At 58.5% G+C, this 22,730-nt stretch carries 17 protein-coding genes and 2 pseudogenes; 15 read left to right on the top strand and 4 right to left on the bottom strand.

Annotation, left to right across the window (positions count from 1 at the left end; translation table 11 throughout):
- The first annotated feature begins 158 nt into the window (after window positions 1-158).
- From QO002_RS05885 to QO002_RS05895, 3 genes are all read left to right on the top strand, one after another.
- On the top strand, window positions 159-2,447 hold the full coding sequence (locus QO002_RS05885) for a hypothetical protein (RefSeq protein WP_307227605.1): 2,289 nt from the start codon (window positions 159-161) through the stop codon (window positions 2,445-2,447).
- A gap of 34 nt (window positions 2,448-2,481) precedes the next feature.
- Entirely contained in the window at window positions 2,482-3,561 is a 1,080-nt protein-coding gene (locus tag QO002_RS05890) for a DUF3616 domain-containing protein (protein ID WP_307227607.1), read from the top strand.
- Between the two features lie 186 nt (window positions 3,562-3,747).
- Complete coding sequence (locus tag QO002_RS05895) at window positions 3,748-3,936, top strand: hypothetical protein (protein WP_307227609.1); 189 nt, start codon at window positions 3,748-3,750, stop codon at window positions 3,934-3,936.
- A gap of 426 nt (window positions 3,937-4,362) precedes the next feature.
- On the opposite strand, the gene QO002_RS05900 is transcribed toward QO002_RS05895, so the two are convergent.
- Window positions 4,363-4,566, bottom strand: a complete 204-nt coding sequence (locus tag QO002_RS05900) for a cold-shock protein (protein ID WP_307227611.1) — start codon at window positions 4,564-4,566, stop codon at window positions 4,363-4,365.
- A gap of 206 nt (window positions 4,567-4,772) precedes the next feature.
- The gene (locus QO002_RS05905; protein ID WP_307227614.1) at window positions 4,773-6,239 is read right to left on the bottom strand and encodes an MDR family MFS transporter; all 1,467 of its coding nucleotides are present in this window, start codon (window positions 6,237-6,239) and stop codon (window positions 4,773-4,775) included.
- Between the two features lie 551 nt (window positions 6,240-6,790).
- On the opposite strand from QO002_RS05905, the pseudogene QO002_RS05910 reads away from it, so the two are divergent.
- The 3 genes and pseudogenes from QO002_RS05910 to QO002_RS05920 all read left to right on the top strand — a co-directional run bounded on the left by QO002_RS05910 (window position 6,791) and on the right by QO002_RS05920 (window position 9,353).
- Window positions 6,791-8,143: pseudogene (locus tag QO002_RS05910) on the top strand (NAD(P)H-dependent oxidoreductase).
- 13 nt (window positions 8,144-8,156) lie between these two features.
- Entirely contained in the window at window positions 8,157-8,462 is a 306-nt protein-coding gene (locus QO002_RS05915) for a putative quinol monooxygenase (protein ID WP_307227616.1), read from the top strand.
- A gap of 16 nt (window positions 8,463-8,478) precedes the next feature.
- Window positions 8,479-9,353 (top strand): annotated as a pseudogene (locus tag QO002_RS05920) (NAD(P)-dependent oxidoreductase).
- A 291-nt stretch (window positions 9,354-9,644) separates the two neighbouring features.
- On the opposite strand, the gene QO002_RS05925 reads toward QO002_RS05920, so the two are convergent.
- A complete protein-coding gene (locus QO002_RS05925; RefSeq protein ID WP_307227618.1) occupies window positions 9,645-12,218 on the bottom strand; it encodes an SH3 domain-containing protein in 2,574 nt (857 codons plus the stop codon).
- A gap of 385 nt (window positions 12,219-12,603) precedes the next feature.
- On the opposite strand from QO002_RS05925, the gene QO002_RS05930 reads away from it, so the two are divergent.
- Complete coding sequence (locus QO002_RS05930) at window positions 12,604-13,614, top strand: acyltransferase family protein (RefSeq protein WP_307227620.1); 1,011 nt, start codon at window positions 12,604-12,606, stop codon at window positions 13,612-13,614.
- Between the two features lie 238 nt (window positions 13,615-13,852).
- Here the strand turns inward: QO002_RS05930 and QO002_RS05935 are convergent, their stop codons facing one another.
- Window positions 13,853-13,984 (bottom strand): hypothetical protein, encoded by a 132-nt coding sequence (locus tag QO002_RS05935; RefSeq protein ID WP_307227622.1) that lies wholly within the window; start codon window positions 13,982-13,984, stop codon window positions 13,853-13,855.
- On the opposite strand from QO002_RS05935, the gene QO002_RS05940 reads away from it, so the two are divergent.
- From QO002_RS05940 to QO002_RS05975, 8 genes are all read left to right on the top strand, one after another.
- Window positions 13,923-15,152, top strand: coding sequence for an NAD(P)/FAD-dependent oxidoreductase (locus QO002_RS05940; RefSeq protein ID WP_442417768.1), 1,230 nt, complete (start codon window positions 13,923-13,925; stop codon window positions 15,150-15,152). The genes QO002_RS05935 and QO002_RS05940 overlap by 62 nt on opposite strands.
- 80 nt (window positions 15,153-15,232) lie before the next feature.
- Window positions 15,233-16,114, top strand: coding sequence for an ABC transporter permease (locus QO002_RS05945; protein ID WP_307227626.1), 882 nt, complete (start codon window positions 15,233-15,235; stop codon window positions 16,112-16,114).
- Window positions 16,111-16,929 (top strand): ABC transporter permease, encoded by an 819-nt coding sequence (locus QO002_RS05950; protein WP_307227628.1) that lies wholly within the window; start codon window positions 16,111-16,113, stop codon window positions 16,927-16,929. The genes QO002_RS05945 and QO002_RS05950 overlap by 4 nt, the downstream gene beginning before the upstream one ends.
- 86 nt (window positions 16,930-17,015) lie before the next feature.
- Window positions 17,016-18,032 carry an ABC transporter substrate-binding protein gene (locus tag QO002_RS05955; RefSeq protein ID WP_307233190.1) on the top strand — a complete coding sequence of 339 codons (1,017 nt, stop codon included), beginning with the start codon at window positions 17,016-17,018 and terminating at the stop codon, window positions 18,030-18,032.
- Window positions 18,033-18,098: 66 nt separating this feature from the next.
- The gene (locus QO002_RS05960) at window positions 18,099-18,710 is read left to right on the top strand and encodes a helix-turn-helix domain-containing protein (RefSeq protein ID WP_307227630.1); all 612 of its coding nucleotides are present in this window, start codon (window positions 18,099-18,101) and stop codon (window positions 18,708-18,710) included.
- Window positions 18,700-19,785 carry an ABC transporter ATP-binding protein gene (locus QO002_RS05965; RefSeq protein WP_307227632.1) on the top strand — a complete coding sequence of 362 codons (1,086 nt, stop codon included), beginning with the start codon at window positions 18,700-18,702 and terminating at the stop codon, window positions 19,783-19,785. The genes QO002_RS05960 and QO002_RS05965 overlap by 11 nt, the downstream gene beginning before the upstream one ends.
- A 25-nt stretch (window positions 19,786-19,810) precedes the next feature.
- Window positions 19,811-21,235, top strand: coding sequence for an aldehyde dehydrogenase family protein (locus QO002_RS05970; RefSeq protein ID WP_307227634.1), 1,425 nt, complete (start codon window positions 19,811-19,813; stop codon window positions 21,233-21,235).
- A 217-nt stretch (window positions 21,236-21,452) separates the two neighbouring features.
- Window positions 21,453-22,379 (top strand): MYG1 family protein, encoded by a 927-nt coding sequence (locus tag QO002_RS05975; RefSeq protein WP_307227636.1) that lies wholly within the window; start codon window positions 21,453-21,455, stop codon window positions 22,377-22,379.
- The last annotated feature ends 351 nt before the right edge of the window (window positions 22,380-22,730 follow it).

A 22,730-nucleotide genomic window follows, 5' to 3' on the forward strand; every position in this document is an offset into this window, starting at 1 on the left:
CGGCGCGCGCTCTCACCTGAGCCCGGACGAACAATATGATCAACGGGGAGGCTTGTCGATATGTTCTGCAGTTTCCGATTGCAGTGCGTTGGCCGCTACCATTACTATCGAAGGGGTTGCTCATGTACGCGGGAATATCCGGCAAAGGACCTCGGCGCATGTTCGTTCTTGCCATCATGTTTGTTTATGCGGTCGTCGATCCCGCTCGCGGCTTTCCTCTGGATTCCGCACGCATCTTTGACCAATCACTCTACGCCGCCCCCGCGGTTCTCTTCTGGGCCTTTCTCGTTCACCGGGGGAATGCCCGCGACAGGTATCAGTGGTTGTCGCTCTTGTTTTTCATTTACGTTCCACTGGTTTCATTGGCGATATACAATGCCTTCTTCGGGACAGTTTCTCTTTTTCTGTTCGGCGATATTTCTGATGTCACCGAGCTTCTCGAGTATCTCTGGTCTGCCCTTCCATCTGTGGAGCTTCTAGCAACGCTGGGCATCGCAGTCCTCGCTGCAGGCTGGGGGTTCAGGTTATTCGTACCCACCTTCAAAGACGGACAAGGAGAAGATCCGGAGACAGCCAGGCCTTTGACGCGGCGGGCACTGAAAATACTCGCATGCGTGGTCGTGGTCTCGCTCTGGTTCGACCGACTGCCAAATCTTCTCGTCGACTTCACAAACACCGATAGCCAGGCGAATTACGATCTGGTTTTCGCCGCAGCCTGCATTCTCTTCGTCATGCTGGTTGCCCTGGCGGCAAATGCACTGCTCGCGACGAATACATTCCGGCTGGCGCGGCCCTACATATTCATGGCGGCCTTTACGGTATGCTATCCCCAAGTTGAGAAGCTGGTGCGCAGCATTGCGGCCTCCGCAATGACTGTTCCCGTGCCCGTTGCACCGGGCGTGGAGGCTCAGCCGCCTTCATCCGATTTTATTGATCCGGCCCCGTTGCCTTTGCCAGAGACGGACTGGAATGAATACTGGTACATATTGTTCCGGCAACGGCATCCGTGGACACTCGATGTGACATGGACAGAGAGCCTCTTGCTGTGTCTCATCATCATCACCTCTGCTCTCATCACCTTCGCACTGCTTCGACTCTGGATACCGCCCGACAGCGGGCAAGCCGAGGATGCACGCAACACGGATGCCTCCGGCGAATGGCCGAACGACGCATCCTTCACCGGGATGAACGACATGAACGAAATCGCTAGACTGGACGTGGCCTCAGCAACCGCGGAAAGCAAGGAAACGTTCAATCGCCTGACGATCGTTCTGGTCACGACCAGCGTCGTCGTCCTGTGTTTCACGGCCGTGCTGCTTTTGGGGCAAGGATTTTCGCCGCTGCCGGTGGTGCTTGGCACACTCCTGAGCATACTTTTGGCATGGTTGCCCGTTCTCATCAGCCACAGCCAAAGCAGCACGCGCCAGCAGCAATTCCAGCGGCTCGGCAGTCTGGCGGGCCATCCTCTTTCGCAAACGGCCTACTTCCGGGCCGCGACGGCAATCTTGAAGGCCCAACGACCGGTTTCGCTCAACAGCGTCTATTCACTGCCTATAGCGACGCTGGCGACCATACTGACGATAGGCTTCCTCGTCATATTCCTCGCGACAAGCATGACGGACGTTTTCAAGACGCAAAGCTTTCTTCTGGGTGGGTTTGAGGCTCTCAACCTGAAGGATGAGGCGGCACGCGTTCGGTATCAGCAGGAGACCTTCGTCTGCTTCGCCGTCGCGTTTCTCGGCAGCTACACGTCCATGCTCTTCAGCATCCTGTTCCGCACGCAGAATATCGATATACAGCCCGCCACGTTCTATTATTATTCTGTGCGACTGATTTCATCGACGATAGTCGCGATCGTTCTGCGGCATGTCTTCGGCGCCCTGTCGCAAGATAGCCCCAGCGTTCTCATTCTCGCAGCATTCATTGTCGGATTTGCGCCCGATCTATTCATCGCCACAATGGCGCGGCGCGCATTCCAGTTCCTCAAGATGCTTGGCAGCCAGCGTGATCCTTCCGAGGAGTCCGTCCCGACCAATCTCAATATGCTGATGCTCGAGGGGATGAGCCGAGACAAGATCGATCGGCTGAGCGAACTCGGCATCGATTCCGCTCAATATCTTGCGTGCCAGAACCCCTTTCTTCTCTGGCCCCGGTTACCCTATGAACTGACGCTGATCGTCGACTGGATCGCGCAGGCGCAACTCTATCGATGGGCCAAGGAGGATCGATTGGTTGCGATGCGCGGCATTGGTATCAACAATATTATTGAATTTCATGCCTTGCTCAGAGCACCTGACCCGCCCGATAGCCTGCTTCAGACCCTCCGCTTGGAGCGCGCGACACTCGCGACCTATCGGGAGAGCCTGGAGACGGATCCATCTTTCGCAAGGTTGCAGGCCGTCCAATCCGTTCTGAAATATTCCGGCATTGAGGAAGATCGCTTGTAGGCCGGCATGATGGACCCACTGCAAGGAATGCAGGATGCATACGCAAAATAGGTTTGTTGCCGGAGCCGACATGTCGGAAAAATTGGATCGCATCTCTTTGCAATATGGCCGTGCGGCATCAGACGAACTGCTCGGTAACCTGTCCGGTATCGCGGTGAATGGCGATACGATGTGGACGGTTTCCGATGAGGGAAGAACGATCGAATGCCTGAAGGCTGACGGAGATGGGTTCGTGTTGCGGCAGCAATATCTGATCGACGACCTCGGTGTGGACTTGCCGGGGGCTCCGAACGCCAAGGACATCAAAGGAGATGAGCTCGATCTGGAATCGATCGACTTCCACGATGGGTTGCTTTGGCTTTGTGGCTCACATTGCAATGTCCGAAAAAAACCGGTGCGCGAAGGCCAGCTTAACCCGGAAATACGAAGTCGTCCAAGCCGACATTTCCTCGCAAGAATTAAAGTGAAGTCGGATGGATGCTCGCTGGGCAAGATTGCGATAGCACCGAGAATTGGCCCGGGTTCCATTCGAGCGGTGCTCGCGAAAGATCCATATATCGGACCATTCGTCGATCTGCCCAGCAAGGAGAACGGGCTCGACATTGAGGGGATCACGGTGTCGGATGATAAAACGCTTCTGGGCCTGCGAGGTCCTCTTCTCGACGGCTTCGCAGTGGTTGTTCATCTTCAGTTGAGCAATCGTCTTTCGATCAAGGAATATGCCCTTTCATTTTTTGACCTTGGCGGGTTGGCGATACGTGACCTCACCTGGATCGGTGGCGGTGTTCTGATCATTGCCGGCCCGGTAAGCGAGGCTGCAGGGCCGTTCGCGCTTTATGAGTGGGACGGTAGGACAAGCTCGACGATTCAGCATCCCCGTCAGATCTATCAATGGCAACATGGTTCTGAAAACGCTGGTTCCTCTGAAAATCCGGAGGGGCTTTGCCGGCTGGATCGCTTTGGCAAGCCTGGGTATGCGATGATATATGACCACCCTCGCGCCGATCGTGCCACCGGCTCCGTTTACTTCGCCGATTGGCTGTCTCACGAAGCCTTAGATACCTTAGGTGGGGCGAAACTTTATTGCGCGCCTACTGTTGTGAAGGCTGATTGATCAGTCAATTCAACCCCATCGGACGGTCGAGCATGGGGCGGAGCTTGGTTATGGCAAGCTCGATCGGCTCCGGCCCAATGCGGACGGGTTCCTTGACATGAGGTTCTGTCGGCCTCAGGGGGCAGACATTTCATTTGCCTCTAATTTATACTTTAGTATTATATTGGTTGGATGGAGGATCCTGCCATGGACAATACCAAACTGGAAAAAGTCGAAAGCGACGTCGAACAGCGCGTCTGGTCCATAGACGCTTTCGCAAAACGTCATCGTCTCGATGACGAAGAAAAACTTCGGCTCACCTGTCTATTGGGTGTTGTGGCGACAGAGTCTGAACTCCTCAGAAACGCCAGACGCAATCCGCGTTGGCGCCATTAAAGCATGTGCGCAAAAGTGTGCAGCGGTTTTGCGATAACGACTTGCGCAGGAATAAAGAGCTAAAGCGTGGGCAGCGAATCTGAAAGATCGCGACACGCGTTAGCGAATTCCGTCCCGCGGCGATCAATCGGCCAATACCGACAGTGGATCTTGCTGGTCGATGCGGCCGCATAAATGTGCTGGGTCTCGATCCCAGGTCGCGACCATCCAGGCGCCGGTGTCTTCCCTGATGATCAACAGCATAGCTGGTCGTATGGATCAGTGTGGTCGGCAACAGCGTGCTGTCCACGCAAACACTCGCGAAGCAAGGCATCGCTAAATTCGGCAATTGCTCTGGAGCGAGCTATTTTTACGACGAAATATCGAGTTTGTCCGTTCGAGGATCAGCAATCTCCATTGCTGATCCTCGAACGCAAGGCAATGCGATCAAAGTGGGTGAACGTTCTCGGCCTTGGACTTTCCGGTTTTACGGTCCTGGCCGACGTCATAGCTCACTTGCTGTCCCTCGCGCAGCACGCTGCCGCCTTGCAGCGCAGATACGTGTACAAACACATCGGCTCCGCCGTTCTCGGGCGTGATGAAACCGAATCCCTTGTCTGTGTTGAAAAACTTTACCGTGCCAGTAGCCATTTCGAATCCCTATGTTAGCCGCAAGCGTTCCTGCGACCCGCAAACTAGAGTTCTAAGGCGCTTACTTCAACCGTCATCTTCTGGCTCTCCGTCAACTGTGCACAATCACTCCGATTGACCGGGCGCCGCATGGACGAAGAGGGAGCTGGTTTCAACTCCAATTCTCGGCCTCTCTATCGACGCCAGTCATGACCGGATGGCCCGGTTCAGGTCTCTTGCGGCGCCTCTCCAACGGGCTGGGGCCGAGGAACAAACAGGCAGGCAGGGACGATCAATGCGGCGATCAGGAGCATGGCGATGAAGGTGGCGTGCAGTGCCTGCTGCAAAGCAAGCCGGATTGCCTCTCCGTCCGCCAGAACGACGCCGGTGCCATTCAGGAGGCTTCGTAATTGTTCCGGCGTAATCGGCTGGCCGTTGGTGGAGTGCGCCAGACCATAGGTAAGCACTGCACCGAGCACGGCTGCGCCGAGCGTGCTGCCGAGGTTGCGCGAAAAAACATTGGACGCTGTGGCGCTGCCACGTTCGGACCAGCTCACGCTATCCTGGGTGAGAATCAGGGCGCTGATATTGAGCAGTCCCATGCCGAAACCCATTATCAGCGAACCGGCGCCCGCCAGTGCGGCAGAACTCGAGGGCGTGAGCAGGACGAGAAGGCACGTGCCAACCGGAATGCAGAGGCTGCCTGTGATCATGATGGGCCGCAGGCCGAATCGGGCAAACTGGCGCGATGCGATTGTTGCCCCGCAGGGCCAGCCAAGGAGCAGCATGGTCAACGCGAAGCCCGCTACGAGCGGTGTGCCGTTGAGAACCGTCTGCACATACATTGGCAGGAATGTCGTCAAGCCCATGATCGACATGCTTGCAAAAAAGACAGCCACGTTCGCGAATGCTATCGGTCGCTTCAGCCACAGGTCGGGCGCGACCATCGGCACCTCGGCGCGACGCTCCTGCCAGATGAAGGCGACAAGGGCTGCGATGGAGACGAGCAGGGCAATCATGGCAGAGCCGGAAATCGTGGTCTCCATTTCGGTCAGGGCAATCATCAGGGCGGAGATGGAGACCGCAAAGAGTGAAGCGCCAAGAATGTCGATGGAGACGACACGTATCCGTTTCTCCTCATGCAGGAACAGGACGAACCCCAAGGCCGCGAGAAGTCCGACCGGTACGTTGATCCAGAAGACCCATGCCCATGGAAGATTGTGAATGATAAGGCTGCCGAGAAGCGGCCCGACCACGGCGGACAACGCCCAGACGCTTGCCAGGTAACCCTGAACCTTGCCACGCTGATTGCCGGGAAACAGATCAGCAACCACGGTCATTGCAACAGGTTGTATCGCCCCCGCCCCGATCCCCTGCAACAGACGAAAGGCGATCATCGACGGCATCGACCATGCAAACCCCGCAAGCACGGAAGCAAACAGGAAGAGCGCGATGCCTATGAGGATCATCGGCTTGCGGCCATAAATATCCGCAAGCTTGCCGAAGACCACGGTCGTCGCCGTCTGGGTCAGAAGGAATGACGAAAAAACCCAGGAATACAGATTTATCTGCCCGAGCTGTGCCGCGATCTGTGGCATTGCCGTCGAAACGATCGTTGCCTCAATGGCGATCATTGCCATGCTTGCCATGATCGCGGCGACGACGAGGCTGCGATGGGAGCTTCTTTCCGACATGGAGGGGCTTTCAGGCTAGGTGCGTGACTGAGAATGGCACTTGGCGCCGAGGAGGGGATAATTAGTCGAGCCCTAACTACTCTTCGGTTCCCAAGCGTCAAGCAGCGATGCGATTTTTTGCCACACGGAGGCCAGCCGGCATTCAGCTTATGCCCGCCCAAAGCATGTCACCCAAAGGTTTGCTGCGGTTTTGCGATAACGACATGCGGAAAAACAGAGAGCTGAAGCTGGGGAAGCGAATGTGAAAGATCGCGGCGCGCTTTAAGGCAAATCGTTAAAGCCCAGGAGGGCAGTAATTGTAGATTTTCTAACGTATTTTCTTGTTCTCCTAAATTGAGCTAATTCCTCTTCAGTCCTACGGTGTGTGTCACAAGCCGCTGTGGGAGGCGGCTGAGAGAGGCGCGGCGGCTTGCTGCGTTTCCGGAGGAGAACCATCGATCAGCAGATCCTGTTTGCCGGAAGGGCGGCCCTGCCCATTTGCCGGAAGGTTTTGTGCGTCGATGATCCGGCCGGGCGCTCTTCAAGTGTTTTCCCCAGCCGAGGATGTTGAAATGAACCTTTACTGCTTTCGCTTCGCGCCCGCCAATGGGCGCCCCGTGCGGGTAGGCCTGATCGGCGCGGGCAAGTTCGGGTCGATGGTGCTTGCCCAGGCACAGCGCATTCAAGGCCTGAATATAGTCGCGATCGCCGATCTCGATGTCGGCAAGGCGAAGGAATCGCTGCAGCGCCTCGGCTGGCCGAAGGAGCGCTATGCCGCGAACAGCTGCGGCGATGCGATCAGGACCGGCGGAGCCTTCGTCACCGACGATGCGGGGGCGCTCTTCGAATGCGGCGAGATCGAGTGCATCATCGAGGCGACCGGGCATCCGATTGCCGGCACGCGCCATGCGCTCGGCGCCATCGAGCACAACAAGCATGTGTGATGGTCAATGTCGAGGCAGACGTCATGGTCGGCCCGATCCTGGCGGAAAAGGCGCGCGCCAAGGGCCTTATCTATTCCATGGCTTATGGTGACCAGCCGGCGCTGATCTGCGAGCTGGTCGATTGGGCACGCGCCAGCGGCTTCGAGATCACCGCCGCCGGCAAGGGCATGAATTTCGAACCGCGTTACCGCTATTCCACGCCGGATACGGTGTGGGGACTGTTCGGCTGGACGGAAGAACAGGTCGCCGCAGACAACCTAAATCCGAAGCTTTACAACTCCTTCACCGACGGCACCAAGGCGGCGATCGAAATGGCAGCCGTGGCCAACGGCACGGGCCTCGATTGCCCGGACGACGGTCTCGCCTTTCCGCCGGCCGGCCTGCACGACCTTGCCCGCGTCTTCCGCCCGGCAGCCGATGGCGGCCGCATGGCCCGCTCGGGTCTCGTCGACATTGCTGCCAGCCAGGAGCCGGATGGCCGCGAGGTCCTCAACAACATCCGCTACGGCCTTTGTCACCTTCAAGGCCCACAACGAATATACCCGCGCCTGCTTCAAGCAATATGGCCTGCTGACCGATCCGTCGGGCTGGTACGCCTCCATGTGGCGTCCCTTCCCCATCATCGGTCTCGAAACCTCGGTAAGCGTACTTTCTGCGGTGTTGCGCAACGAGCCGACCGGCTCATCGAAGGAGTTCCGCGGCGATGCCGTCGCGACTGCCAAGAAGGACATGCAGCCGGGCGAAATGCTGGACGGCGAGGGCGGCTATGCAGTGTGGGCAAACGCCATCCCGGCGACGCGCAGTCTCGACCTCAAGGCGTTGCCAATCGGGCTTGCGCATAACGTCAAGCTCAAGCGGCCGATCAAGAAGGACCAGATCGTCTCCTTCGACGATGTCGAGCTTGTCGCCGATCTCGATGTCGTGTCCTTGCGCCAGCAGATGGAAGATCGCTTCCGCCCGGCCCGGATTGCGGCCGAATAACCCGGAGACGAAGATGAGCACACCAGCCTTTGTCGTGATTGCGGAGTTTCAGGTGAAGCCCGGCAAGTTGGGGGCCTTCCTGGAGGCTGCCCGGGACGATGCGAAACACTCAGTTGCCGACGAGCCCGGTTGCCGGCAGTTCGACGTCGTTTGCCTGGAAGGCACCGACGGCACGGTGGTCTTCTATGAGGTTTATGACAGCCGGGCCGCCTTCGACGCCCATCTTGAGACGCCTCATCTTGAGCGCTTCCGCCAAGCCTTCCCACCGCTCATCGTCGAGAAGCGGCGGGTCCGCTTCGCCGAACGACAGAACCCTTGAGCGCGAAGGAGACATTATGAGCGACGCGGTAACCATCGCCGTTCTCGGCACCGGCATCACGGGCGCGCCCATGGCCGGCCGGCTAGCGGATGCCGGCTTCGCTGTCACGGCGTGGAACCGGACAATGGAAAAGGCCGCGTCCCTCGCTGAGAAGGGCATCGTCATCGCTGGCGGCGCTGTCGAGGCCGCCGTCGCTGCCGACGTCGTGATCTGCATGGCTGAGTTCGGGCCCGGTCTGCGAGGCGGTGCTGGCAGGGGAAGACGGCGTCATTTCCGGCATGCGGCCCGGTGCGGTGTTGGTCGTTATGAGTTCCATTCCGGTCGAAACGGCCGCGGGGCTCGCGACTGCCGCTGCGGCCCGGGGCATTGCGTGTCTCGATGCGCCGGTCTCCGGCGGCAAGAAAGGGGCGCGGGAAGGTACGCTCGCCATCATGGCGGGGTGGTGATGGTGCCGTTTTCGAACGGCTGCGCGGCGTTTTTGCCTGTCTTGGGCGGCCGACCCACGTCGGCCCGGCTGGCAGCGGTGCGCTGACCAAGCTCGCGAACCAGCTGATCGTCGCCTCGACGATCTGCGCCGTCGCCGAAGCGCTGACGCTTGCCGAAAGCGGCGGCGCCGACCCGGCAACGGTGCGTGAGGCGCTTCTCGGCGGCTTTGCCGATTCGACGGTGTTTCGCCAGCACGGGCTGCGCATGGTGGAAGGCAACTTCCAGCCCGGCGGTCCCGCGAAATATCAGGTGAAGGACACATCTACCGCGATCGCCTTCGCCAGAACGCGCGCATTGAGGCTTCCGGTCAGCGAGGAGGTTGACCGGCTCTTCCAGGCCATGGTGGATCATGGCGACGGAGACCTTGATCACAGCGGCGTCATTCTCGAACTGCAACGCACCTAGACTCTTTTGTTTTTCGTTTGTCTTTTCGGGAAACCGTTTTCCACTTTTCCCTGACAAACTCCAGGGCTGCCTGCGACGCAGTTGCGTTGTGTAGGTCGGGCCGAATTTCAGCATTCGCCGGGTTCCAGAAGCAACCATCCGCGCCGGGAAACGACGCTTCTTATGACCGCCGGCTTGCTCATGTCAGGCCGACGGTTCTCACCGCAAACAAGTTCCAGCCCATTTCAAGGTCATCCTTGATTAAGCACGGCAATCCGGTGCCGCAGATAGTATATCAACATTTCCGCGCCATCACCGTCGACCACCGCCGCCTCCGCCTCGGAAGGTGACGCCACCACGCCCACCGCCACCGCTGAAGCTGCGACCGCCACCGCCGCCGCCATTGAAACTCCGATTGCCACCCCCGCGACTTCCTTCAAACCGGTCGAAGTTGCCTGACGACGGCCGATTATAGGTGTCGAACTGGTGAGACCGTTGATTTCCCACCTGGCGTCCGGCGCGGTCGATGGCGAGATGGTCGGGCGCGCGGTCCCGAGTCCGGCTTGCGGCAGGTCGCTTCGCCGGTCTGTTGTTGGCGGGCCGATTGTCGACGTTGGGCCGCTGCTGGATATTGTTAAGCGCGTCCGGATGCTTTGCGGCAAAATTTTCGCCGGGTTTCTTCAGGTTTTCGCTAGAAGGCTTCTCGACCGGTGTCCATCCGCCGTCGGTATGCTTCTGCCACTGCCCGTCCTGACGGCGATAGACACTGCCGTCACGGCCGGCATAAAGGTCGCCGCCCTTTTCACCGGCAACGAAGCCACGGTCGCCCTCGGAACTGCGCCAGCGCACCGCGCCGGAATCGCCGTTGGAACCACCGCTGACGCGGGCGTAGTTTGCGCCGTTCTTCACACTCACCGACCCCCACGAGCCGTAGACATTCTCGCCGCCCCGGACAACCGCGCCGTTGCCCGTACGCGGATTGTAGGCCGCGACGAACCCACGTTCGCCCGCCGGCCCGGCAACTGCGCCACCGCGCACATAGGTCCCTGTGCGCGGATTGTAGGCCGCCCCGCCGATAATCCCGCGATAGGGACCATAGGCGTAGCCGTAGCGGCCGAATGCCCCGATCGCCGGATTGTAGAACACGTCAGCTCCGTAGGTTATCGGCCGGGGATAGAAGGGCCAGTCACCGTCGTCCCAGCCCGTGTCCCAGTAGTCGTCATAGTACCAGCCGGTGCCGTAGACATAGCTGCCCCAGGCGAGATAACCTCCGAGATAACCCATCGTATAACCATACCAGACGGCATCGTCCTCGGTGTTGTAGATGCGCACATAGGTGGCGTTGTAGACCGGTGAGGATGGCGGGATGGTGTAGACCTCATCGGGAATCGCCTGTGCCACCACGAACGGGCCGGTCGGTGTATCGCCGACGAACCATATGCCGTCCTTGAGGACGAAATACTTGTCCTTGACCTTGATCACCAGTTCGTTGGTGTTGACCGCGTAGGACATCTTCGTGCCCTCGATCGGCTCGAATTTTGGCTCACCGCTGTAGACGACATCGACTTTCACCGATCCGTCGAGCGCAACCCGCGCCATCTTCGGAATGCTTGCCTTCAGCCGGGCTTCAGCGCTTTCGGAAGTTCCCGGCACCGAAGAGCGAACAGTGTAATAGGGCACATCATCCGGTATGTTCTGGAAGTCCGCCGGCAATGTCGGCGTGGCGAATGTCCAAGGTCCGTCAAGCGAGGCGGCCGAGAACCAGCGCCCGGAAAGAAGCACGTACCAGTGCGCATCGGCGTCGCGGTAGAAAACATCGTTCTCGCTGTTCGAAGCCCATTTCAATCCCGTGCCCGTCACCGCCTCGAGTGCTGGCTCTCCCGTGAACTGGACAAGTTCGGCCGGCTTGTCCGAATAGATCACCTTTGGCGGCTGTCCGCCTTCGAACGGTTGGGGCGGGATTGCCGCGTGTGCATCCTTCCAGCTGTCGTCGTCGGGCAGCCTTGACAGAAGCGGCGGCAGAGTGGTCGTCACCACCCAGTTTCGGTCCAGCTCCTTCGAGGTTAGCCAGGATTTTTCGGCGCGCAGATAGTAGGTGTTGTCCGCGTCCGTCTTGAATAGGTCCCAGTTGGTGTTGACTACGAAATCCAGCCCTTCGACGCCCTTTACCGGCGAAAAGACGGGCTTGTCTCTCGTCTGCACAAGGATCGCCGGCGTCTTGCTGATGAAAATCGGCGGCGGGTCGGCCTTCAGGCCCTGAACGTCATCGACACGCTTGTAGTCGGCGATGCTCGCCGCCAGTCGCTCCTCGCTGATCGTCAGCATCCCGGTAGGCACGAGTTTGCCTACCTCCAGCGATAGCTCGGTGAGATGCGTGCGGTCGAGCGTCGAAAAGTTGATCTCCGTGACTTTGACATCGCTGATGACAACGTCGTCGGAATCGCTATCGGAAACTGTCTGGCCGCTGACCCCGATGACGCCGAAGATCGGGGTCGAATCCTTGGACGCCCGGTATTCGGAAGCGACCAGCGCTGAAAGCGTGGTGAAATTCTCCCAGTCGGTGATTTGTGGCTGATAGAGGGTTATTTCCCCGCCCGATTCCATGGTGTAAGTGCGTGGCCAACGCGGCTTGTCGGCTTCGATCTCGTTGAGATATTTTCCGTTGACGAACCCCGTTTTGCTGTCATAGCGCACGGCGCACCACGCTCCGCTGGCGTCGCACTCGATAAGATCTACCTGCGTACCCTGCTTGATCGTTTCAAATCTTGCAAAACCCGTCCCCGGCCCTTCCCGGAAATTGACGTTCGCCGTCGAAACCGCGGGACCGGCAGCGACCGGTCCGGCAAAAAGCGTCACCGTCATCAGCAAAAACACCGATCCTCGCATGTCCCATTCCTCCCGTGGCCTATGCGTCGATACGCCGGCCGTCGAAACATGCCGCGTTCCCGCATTATATACAAATAATTCCCTCACGACCCGCGGCAAGTACGTACTGTTGGTATCGGATTGAATCTTGCTGGAAAATTTGAGGTTACGAGCCCCCCGCTATCCTCGCCGTGTCGGCGGCCTCGTGCTGATACAGCGGGGACCATCAGGGCGTCGCCAATCAGGACCGTGCGTCCGCGGTACCAGAAGTTCTCAACGAAGATCATTTCCGGCGGCGGAGAGATGTATTGAGGCGTATTGATCGGCATATATGGAGAATTGTTCATGTTTAATTTTCCAGTGGGCTTTTTAATACCCCGATCGTCAATTTAAATTTGGGCGAAAGATGAAAAAGCAACACTTCGAGACGCTAGACGGCATGCGCGGCATGGCGGCAGTCGCGGTCGTCCTATACCATATGAATGCAGTGCCCTTTCTGCGAGCGCCGTCAGGCTATCTCTCTGTTGATTTCTTCTTTGTTATCAGCGGTTTTGTCATCGCATATTCCTATCGCAATCGATTGCTCACGACTCTGTCGTTTGTCGATTTCATAAAAATCCGCTTTGTGCGATTATACCCAATTCTCTTTCTGGGTTTTGCATTGGCTTCGTTGCGAGGTGCAGCGATGATTTTCGCAAACCATCCAGATGCACCATCGTTCCAAGAGTTATTACTCGGAAGTACTATAAATCTCGTTCTGCTTCCCATGCCTATCGTTGGAAGTTGGATGTTTCTCAACGTGCCGGTTTGGTCGCTGATGTTTGAGGTGATTGCCAACTTTGGCTACGCACGATTTGTATCCGTGGCGTCCAATAAAAATTTGATGATCGTGACATTTATTGCTGCGGCATGTTTGATTCCGGTAGCCATTTCCGGCTTGTTCGCAACCGGCGCGACGATAAATTCCTTCCATGTAGGGTTTATCCGAGTTGTATTTTCCTTCTCGCTTGGACTTCTGATATTTGGATCCTTCGACAAGCTACCCGTCTTCCAGATTAACCCGTATATTCTGGTATCGTTACTGTTCTTGGCGTTGGTTATTCCTATTAAACATCCCGTTTACGATCTGCTATTCACGCTCTTTCTCAGCCCGTTTTTCCTTGTTGCCGGCGCTCATTCCCGGTCATTCTTTCCCGGTAAGTGGCTGGGTGAGTTATCATATCCTCTGTACGCCACTCATTTCTCGTTGATCTCAATAGGAAGCCTGCTCGCTCATCGACTAAAAATCGAACAATGGGTGGGGGTGCTTGCTGTAGTTCTCATCTTCTGCCTCTTGGTCAGATTGCTTACGAGGATTTATGATCAGCCTCTTCGGAGGTCCCTGCAAATATTATTGTCTTCTCGATTGATTGCCTGATTTCATCCCAACAGGCCCCAATACTTTGTTCTTTCGTGAAGTCTGCGGATGATACGGTTGGCTCGGTCGAGCAGATCTGCGGCCTTCCTGCGGTCGGATTGTTCTTCATGGCCCGCCTCGGATTTGTTTAGTTTTCCACTTTCCCGAATTGTTCACAGTCATCACGGCCGCGGATGTGCGTGGTGCGTTTTCTATTTCATAAATTTGAAAATGAGATAGAAGTTTTCAGAAAACACTGTCAGAGGTCGAAAATGCCGCTATGTCCTGAAACTCGCTCTGCCTGGATAAAGGCCGATGGCACCGGATCAATCCACACGCCGATGTCTTCCTCGGAAAATGTCGATGTCACGATCATTGGGGCAGGGTTCATGGGGTTGTCCACCGCGCTTGAGCTTGTGCGGCAGGGCAAATCCGTCAGGGTTTTGGAGGCAAATGAAGTCGGAACCGGTGCATCCGGGTTAAATGGTGGTCAGGTCATTCCCGGCCTGAAATATGATCCCGATTGGCTCATCGAGTATTTTGGCCCCGCGCGCGGCGAGGCAATGATCGCGTTTGCCCAGTCAACTGCGGACAGCGTCTTTGATCTCATCGATCGCGAGCATCTCAGTGTTCCCAGGGTGCGCAACGGCTGGATCCAGGCCGCACACACTGAAAATGCGCTTAAAGCAGCCCAGCGCCGTGACGGGCAGTGGCGCGCCCGTGGAGCTGACGTGCGCACGCTTGATGCGCAGGAGATCGAATCGCTGACAGGTGCTCGTGGTTATCTCGGCGGATGGCTGGATCGGCGCGCCGGCATCATCGATCCCCTGGCCTTCGTCAGTCAGATGGCGGCCGCTGTCGTGCGGGCGGGTGGCCTGGTCACCGAGCGCACGAAAGCGCTGTCCGTAAGGCGGGAAGCCGGCGGCTGGACCGTCCAGGCGGAAGGGGGGCGGTCGGTCCGGTCCCGGTTTGTGGTCGTTGCCACGAACGCCTATAGCGACGATTTTGTGCCGGGGCTTGCGCGCACCATCGTGCCGTTACATTCATTCCAGATCGCAACAGAGCCGCTTCCGGACAGGCTGCAAAAGATCATCCTTCCCGGAGAGCAGGCGGTTTCCGACTCCCGCAGAATCCTCGTTTATTACCGCAAAAGTGCGGACGGCCGGCTGGTGCTTGGCGGCAGGGGACGTATGGCCGAGCCGAAAAGCCAAGCCGATTGGAAGCATCTCGAACGCGCGATGCGGCGGCTCTATCCCGAGGTCGCGGGCGTTCCGATTGCAAGGCGCTGGTTTGGCCGTGTTGCGATGACCCCCGACCATTTGCCTCATATCCATGAGCCGGAGCCTGGATTGCTCACTGTCGTCGGTTGTCAGGGGCGCGGTGTCGGCATGATGACGGCGCTCGGCCAGCGATTTGCCTGTTACATCGAAACGGGGGATCGGACCGTGTTGCCATTTCCGGTCACCGCCATCCTGCCCATTCCATTTCACGCTTTCCGCCAGGTCGGCGTCGCCGCGATGATTGCCTGGTATCGGCTGCTGGATGCGCTTGAAAAATGAGGCAAGGCAAACGTCGCGCTTGACATTTTTCATAAAAATGAAAATTATGAAGTTAATTTCACAATGGTGCGGGCGATCACATGAACAATGAAGGCGTTTCGCTCCGGGCATTTGACAGGACGCGGATCTTCCGCGGTTTCATGCTGACGCCGGGCGCGATCGTAACTCTCGTCCTCGTGCTCTTCGCCCTCTTCCTCGTCGTGTTCCTGTCAGTTCGCGTCAATGACGATTCCTTGCTCGGTGCTGGCGTGTCCCTCCAGAACTTCGTTACGATCTTTACCGAGCCGCTTTACGGGCTCGTGGTGTTGAGGTCTCTGACGATCGCAGGGTTGGTCACGCTTGCCACTGTCGTCGCCGCCTATCCCGTTGCCTATTATCTGGCGTTTCACGCCGGTCCACGCCGGAGCCTGATCCTCTTTCTTGTCACGCTGCCGTTCTGGACGAGTTATCTCCTGCGCGTCTTCGCCTGGAAAATCGTCCTTGCCTACAATGGAGTGCTGAATTCGGTGCTGATGCTCACCGGACTTTCAGCCGAGCCATCGACCTTGTTTCTCAATACGCCGGCGGCGGTCGTCCTCACGCTTGCTCATGCATACGCCCCCTTTGCGATCCTGCCGATCTTTGTTGCGCTTGAGACCATACCGAAATCTCTGATGGAGGCGGCGTCCGATCTCGGCGCCAGGCCCTTCACGACATTCCGGCGTGTCATACTGCCGAATTCGATGCCGGGGGTGCTGTCGGCAGCCGTCGTCGTGTTTGTCCCGACCGTCGGGGATTATGTCACCCCGGCCATGATCGGCGGACCGACCAGCACGATGATCGGCTCTCTGGTGCAGGCCCAGTTCGGAAAGGCAAATGATTGGCCCTTCGGCGCAGCCCTGGCCGTCATGGTCATGCTGGTCATTCTGGCCGTTGTTCTGATCGTCCGCCAGGCCGACCGGCTGTTTGGGAGCCGCACATGAGCCGCCGGAACATAAAAACTGCGGGCAGCGGGTGGCTGCGTTGGTATGTCGGGCTCTATCTTGTCTTCCTGTATCTGCCCGTCGCCCTGATACCGCTCTTTTCGTTCAACGATTCCGTTCAGGCTGCCTTTCCGCTGAAGGGCTTCACCCTCGCCTGGTATGAAACGCTGATCGGAAACGAGACATTGATCGGCGCGCTGATAACGAGCCTTTCGATCGGGCTCGCCGCCGCGGCCATTGCGACCCTGTGTGGCATCACCATTGCCTACATGGATACGCAGGTCCGCTCCTCCGTCGCCAGGCTTATCTCCGGTATCGCTCGACTGCCCATTCTCATTCCTGGCGTTGTGGTCGGCATTTCGCTGCTGATCCTTGTGAACCTGCTGGGGTTCGGTCCCTCGCGGCTCGCGATCGTGCTTGGCCATGTTCTCGTCTGCCTGCCCACGACGGTCATCATCATGCGCGGGCGCTTCGCATCCATTCCGCGCAGCATTCCCGAGGCTGCGGAAGATCTCGGGGCAGGGGAGATGATCGTTTTCCGGCGCGTCATGCTGCCGCTGGCGCTGCCTGCAATTGGCTCGTCATTCATGCTCGCCTTTCTCACCTCGTTCGACGAATTCATCGTCGCTTTCTTCCTGGCTGGTACGCAGCCGACCTTGCCGCTTTATATCTGGAGCCAGCTGCGTTTCCCCAAGTCGCTGCCCACCGTGATGGCCCTTGGTACCGCCATCCTTGTGGTGTCGATTATCATCGCCGGCTGCGCCGAGCTTTTGCGGCAGCGTGGACTGTCGAGATCAATGTCTTCCCGTGCCTGAAACAAGAATAATCAAAGAGGAGAACTGCTATGAAACATGATCATCGAGGCCGTTTCGCCAGACAGACATCAGGTGCCTTGACCGCGATGGCTCTTTTGCTGTCGCTCGGCCTGCCGGCCGAGGCTGCCGACAAGCTCACCTACTTCACCTGGTCAGGCTATGAGCTTCCCGACTTTCACAAGGCATTTGATGCAGCCCATCCCGACAGCATCGATATCTCCGTCTTCGGCGACGACGATGATGCTTTCACCAAGGTAAAGGCCGGGTTCCGTCCGGACGTCGCACATCCGTGCTACGACAAGATTGCCCGCTGGAACAAGGAGGGCCTGCTGCAGCCGATCGAGACCGCCAGGATCAAGAACTGGGACTCGATCTTCCCGGTCTTCCGGAACCTGCTTGATATTCAAGCCGGTGATGGCAAGGTGTGGATGGTTCCCTGGGATTGGGGCAACACGTCGATCCTCTATCGCACAGATCTCGTGAAGGACCCTGAAAAGAGCTGGAACCTTCTGTGGGACAAACAGTATGCCGGCCGTATCGCCACGATCGATGCCGTGCATGATACGCCTGTCGTCGCCGCGCTGCTGGCCGGCGTCAGCCCCTTCGACATGACGCCGGAGCAGCTCGACAAGGTCGCAGACAAGCTGCGGGAACAGCGTCCGCTCGTCTCGGCCTATACGACCGACATGACCTCGGTCGAACAATCGCTCGCCAGCGGCCAGCTGGTCGCGGCAATGACCTGGAACGCATCGGCGGTTGCCCTGAAGAAACAGGGCGTACCAGTGGAATTCATGAAGCCGAAGGAAGGCATGCTGACCTGGGCATGCGGTTTCGTCATGCTGAAGGATGCGAAGAATATCGATCTTGCCTATGACTTCATCAACAGCCGGCTTGAGGCGGAATCGGGCAAGGCGCTGATCGAGAACTACGGTTACGGCGCATCGACAACGTCCGCCTTCGCCGCCGTTCCCCAAGATGAACTGGAAAATCTGCAGCTCCCGTCCGATCCTGAAACCATGCTCAAGTCGACCGTCTTTACCGGTCCGATGAAGCAGAACGACGACCTTGCGAAGATGTTCGAGAAGGTCAAGGCAGGGGGCTGAGCTTGCTATCCGTGGCCCGGATGCGATTGTCCGGGCCATTTTCCAATGTATCGATGTGGAGTGCCGATGGACGCGGATGATGTGACGAGCAAAGCCGAACGGGAGGCCGATGAGGCCGATGTTCGCGTAGGACGGCGCGTGCGGGCCCTGCGGCTCGAGAAGAACCTGTCTCTGGCGGATCTTGCTTCCAAAGCCGGAATATCGATCGGGGCGCTGAGCCAGATCGAGCGCGGCATGTCATCCCTGCGTGTTCGGGTCATCTGGCCGCTGGCCGCAGCCCTCGATGTGGAACCATCCGCGCTGATTGCCGATGGCAGCCAGCCTGTCAACGACCTCTATTGCGTGCGGGCAAACATTCGCCGTCCCCTGCCAGTCCATTCCGAAGGGATCACCAAGGATCTGCTGTCACCACCCGGTGCATTCCTGACCGGCATGTTGGTGACTGTCGAGCCCGGCGGCGGCACGGATGCCTATGCTCACACTGGCCACGAATTCGGTGTCGTAACGACCGGCGAGGTCGAACTCGTGGTCGATTCCACGCGCTACATGTTGAAGACCGGGGACAGCTTCGCCTTCAAGAGCACGTTGCTGCATTCCTTCAGCAATCCGGGAACGGAGCACTGCACCATCGTGTGGGTGAACACCACGAAGCCTTCGGAGACGCGTGATGGCGACTGATGCTCTGCTTCGTCTGGATAGCGTGTCCAAGCATTTTTCAGGCGGCATTGTCGGCCTGAACAACATCAATCTTTCGATCGCAGAAGGGGAATTCCTGAGCCTTCTCGGTCCCTCGGGCTGCGGCAAGACCACGACGCTGCGCGTCATTGCAGGCTTCGAAGCCCCCACCGAGGGTGAAATCCGGCTTGATGGAAAAGACATCACGCCGCTTCGTGCTTTCGACCGGCCGGTCAACACCGTGTTCCAGGACTACGCGTTGTTTCCGCACATGTCGGTTGCCGAGAATGTGGGCTTCGGTCTTTCGCTGAGGAAGATTGCCGCTTCTGAGCGCCGCAAGCGCGTTGCCGCAGCGCTCGATATGGTCGGCCTTGCTGACAAGATTAACCAGCGGGTGCAGGCACTCTCCGGTGGTCAGCGCCAGCGCGTCGCGCTCGCTAGGGCGATTATCTGCGAACCTCGAGTCCTCCTTCTCGACGAGCCCCTCTCTGCACTCGACGCGCATCTGCGCGAGCAGATGCAGGTGGAACTGAAACGCCTGCAGCGTGAGCTGGGCACGACATTTGTGATGGTCACACATGACCAGACCGAAGCTCTGTCCATCTCCGATCGCATCGTGGTGATGAACAAGGCGGCAATCGAGCAGATTGCCTCGCCGTCGGTACTTTACGACCGGCCGGCAACAGCCTTCGTCGCCGGGTTCATCGGCACGAGCAACCTGCTGAAGGTGCGCCTGGTCAGTCGCGATGCATCGGTCTTGCGCTTCGCCGCAGGGACACTTTCCCTTGACGTGCCTTCGAACGGAAACACCGACTTGCAGCCGGGCGATGGCGCGACGCTGGGCGTGCGCCCCGAGGACATTCTTGTTTCGTACGAACGAGCCGAAGGCTCCGTGGGTGCGAGCGTGGAAAGCGTCGTTTTTCATGGACGCAGCCTGCGCGTGCACCTTCTCACCGAGGACAAGGACAGCCTGACGGCCGACATACCGCGGCAGGCAGAGCCTGCCGCTATGGCGACCGGTGAACACATCTTCGTATCGCTCCGGCCGGGCGCCTCCTGCCCGATCCTTCCGTCCTGAGCCAACCAACAACAGTGGAGTACCCATGAACAACCATCTGCAATTCTTCATCGACGGTTCCTGGGTCGATCCCGTGACCCCAAGGACGATCGACGTCATCGACCCGTCGACCGAGGAAGCCTATACGGCAATTTCCGCAGGCGCCGCTGCAGATGTGGACAAGGCGGTCCGCGCCGCAAAGAGCGCTTTCGCAAGCTTTTCGCTGACTTCCAAGGAAGAACGTCTCGCGCTCCTGAAGCGGATCCTTGAATGCTACAACGACCGTTTCGAGGATATTGCGCAGGCGGTTAGCCAGGAAATGGGCGCACCCTTGCCCTTCGCCCGGGATTCCCAGGCATGGGCAGGACGAGGGCATATGGAAGCAACCATCGCCGCTCTCGAAGGGTACACATTTAGCGAAGAACGCGGCTCGACGACGGTCATCAAGGAACCGATCGGTGTCTGCGCTCTCATCACGCCATGGAACTGGCCGCTGAACCAGATCGTGTGCAAGGTCGCTCCGGCGATAGCGGCGGGTTGCACGGTGGTGTTGAAGCCATCGGAAATCGCGCCGATCAGCGGCATCATATTCGCCGAAGTCATGGCGGCGGCTGGAACGCCGAAGGGTGTGTTCAACCTGGTAAATGGTACCGGTCCCGATGTCGGCCAGGTCATGGCGGGGCATCCCGACGTCGATATGGTCTCGTTCACAGGATCGACGCGCGCCGGCATCATGGTCGCGAAGACCGCGGCCGACACCGTCAAGCGCGTTGCGCAAGAACTTGGCGGCAAGTCCGCGAACATCATCCTGCCCGATGCCGATTTCGAGACAGCAGTGACAAAGGGCGTCCAGGGCTGCTTCAGCAATACCGGCCAATCCTGCGATGCGCCGACGCGTATGCTGGTGCCAGCCGACCGCCATGAAGAGGTTCTGGCGATTGCCAGGAAGGCTGCGGAAGCCTTCAGGACAGGCTCTCCGAAGGCCGATGGCATCGATCTCGGACCAGTTGTCAGCCAAATCCAGTATGACAAGATTCAGCGGCTGATCGAAAGCGGCATCAGCGAAGGTGCAACGCTGGTAACGGGCGGCCCGGGCCGGCCCGAGGGATTGAACCGCGGCTACTACATCCGCCCGACAGTCTTCGGCAATGTGACGCCGGACATGACAATTTCACGCGAGGAAATCTTCGGCCCTGTGCTGTCCATCATCTCCTACAAGGACGAGGAGGATGCCGTTCGCATTGCAAACGACACCGTCTACGGCCTTGCCGCCTATGTTCAATCGACGAACATCGAACGCGCCCGTGCAGTTGCCAAGCGCATGCGCGCCGGCTCCGTCTATCTCAACTATCCGGCCTGGGATACGTTCGCACCGTTCGGCGGCTACAAGCAGTCGGGAAACGGGCGCGAATATGCGGATTGGGCAATCCATGATTTCCTGGAAATCAAGGGTATCGTCGGCTGGGCGTAACCAATTGCCGTCATTTTCCCCCTGGTGGGCGGCTCTCTCACGGTTTGCGAGCGCCATCCACCACATCGGGTTGATGCCAACCGCAAGCTTCGGTTCAGTGATAGGCCCCGCCAAAGAGATGCCGGAAACAGCGGCTGACGGGTTGAGATGGCACCGGGCAAAGGCTATCAGGTGCCAATCGCAAGCGGGTTCTCCGCAAACATAAGGCAATCCCGGCATGACCCCAGATTTTCTCGTCACCCATTCCGGTGGCTTCCATGCCGATGAGCTGCTGTCCAGCGTCGTTCTCACCCGCCTCTTCCCGCAGGCCCGCCTCATTCGCAGCCGGTCACCGGAATGGATCACGCCGGCCGCCGATCGCATCATTTACGATGTGGGCGGCCTTTATGATCCTGCAGCCCAGGTCTTCGATCACCACCAGCGCGGGGCACCTCTTCGCGACGACGGCCAGCCATACAGTTCGTTCGGGCTGGTCTGGAAACATTATGGCCGCCGCTATCTTTCCGCCCTGGGTGTTTTGGAGGCAGATATCGAGGCGATACATACGTCGTTCGATACGAGCTTCGTGCTGCCGATCGATCTGGTCGATAACGGCGCGCTTAGCCCCTCGACCGCTGGATCGCTCGCGACGCTGACGTTGCCCGTTCTGCTGGAAACCTTGAAGCCGGTGTTCGACGAGACCGACCCGGGGGTGGACGATCGTGCATTCCACAGGGCGCTTGCTGTCGCGGGCGTTTTTGTCGAGGCAAAGATAGGGCAAAGCGCGGCGAAGTTCCGCGCTGAAGGGTTGGTGTATCAGGCCATAAGGCAAGCAGGGGAGAGCCGCGTTCTTGAGCTTCCCATGGGAATGCCGTTCCGTTCGGCCGTCGTGAAGTCGGGCGCCGATCACCTGCTGTTCGTCGTTCATCCGCGCGAAAAGGACTGGTGTGTGACCGGCATTCGTCGCGCGGAGGAGGGATTTGACCTGCGCGCGGATCTGCCCGCGGCTTGGGCCGGCTTAACGGGGCGGGACCTTGAGACGGCTTGTGGCGTCGATGGCGCGAGCTTCTGCCACAATGGTCGCTTCATCGCTGCCGCGAGAACCCGCGAGGCTGCGCTGGCAATGGCAGAGTTGGCGGTAGCGGAAGCGTCTCAGTCTCGCTAATCCAAAGTGGTGCTGCACTATTCCAAAACCTTGCTTCAAGTGACCAAATTTGCTTTTCTTTAAATGCCCGATTTCATGCAGAGACCGCGGTTAAATGCGGTCGAATTTGCAAATCTGACGGGATGCATGGCGACAACGACTATGAGTCGTGGATCGGGCCTGCGGCAAAAATGCCCTTGAAAATCTTGAAAGTCTTTTACAAAGACACAGCAAATGGCGCTCTAGCGCCGCCTGCTTGGAAGACGCACAATCCAGATCCTGTGAACGGGAGCAATGCGGTGACGCATCGCCGCCCGTCCAGCGCGACCGCCACGTCGTTTGATGTTGCGGTTGGATAGTCCCGAGGCGGGA

The organism is Pararhizobium capsulatum DSM 1112, from assembly GCF_030814475.1.
Taxonomy (GTDB): domain Bacteria; phylum Pseudomonadota; class Alphaproteobacteria; order Rhizobiales; family Rhizobiaceae; genus Pararhizobium; species Pararhizobium capsulatum.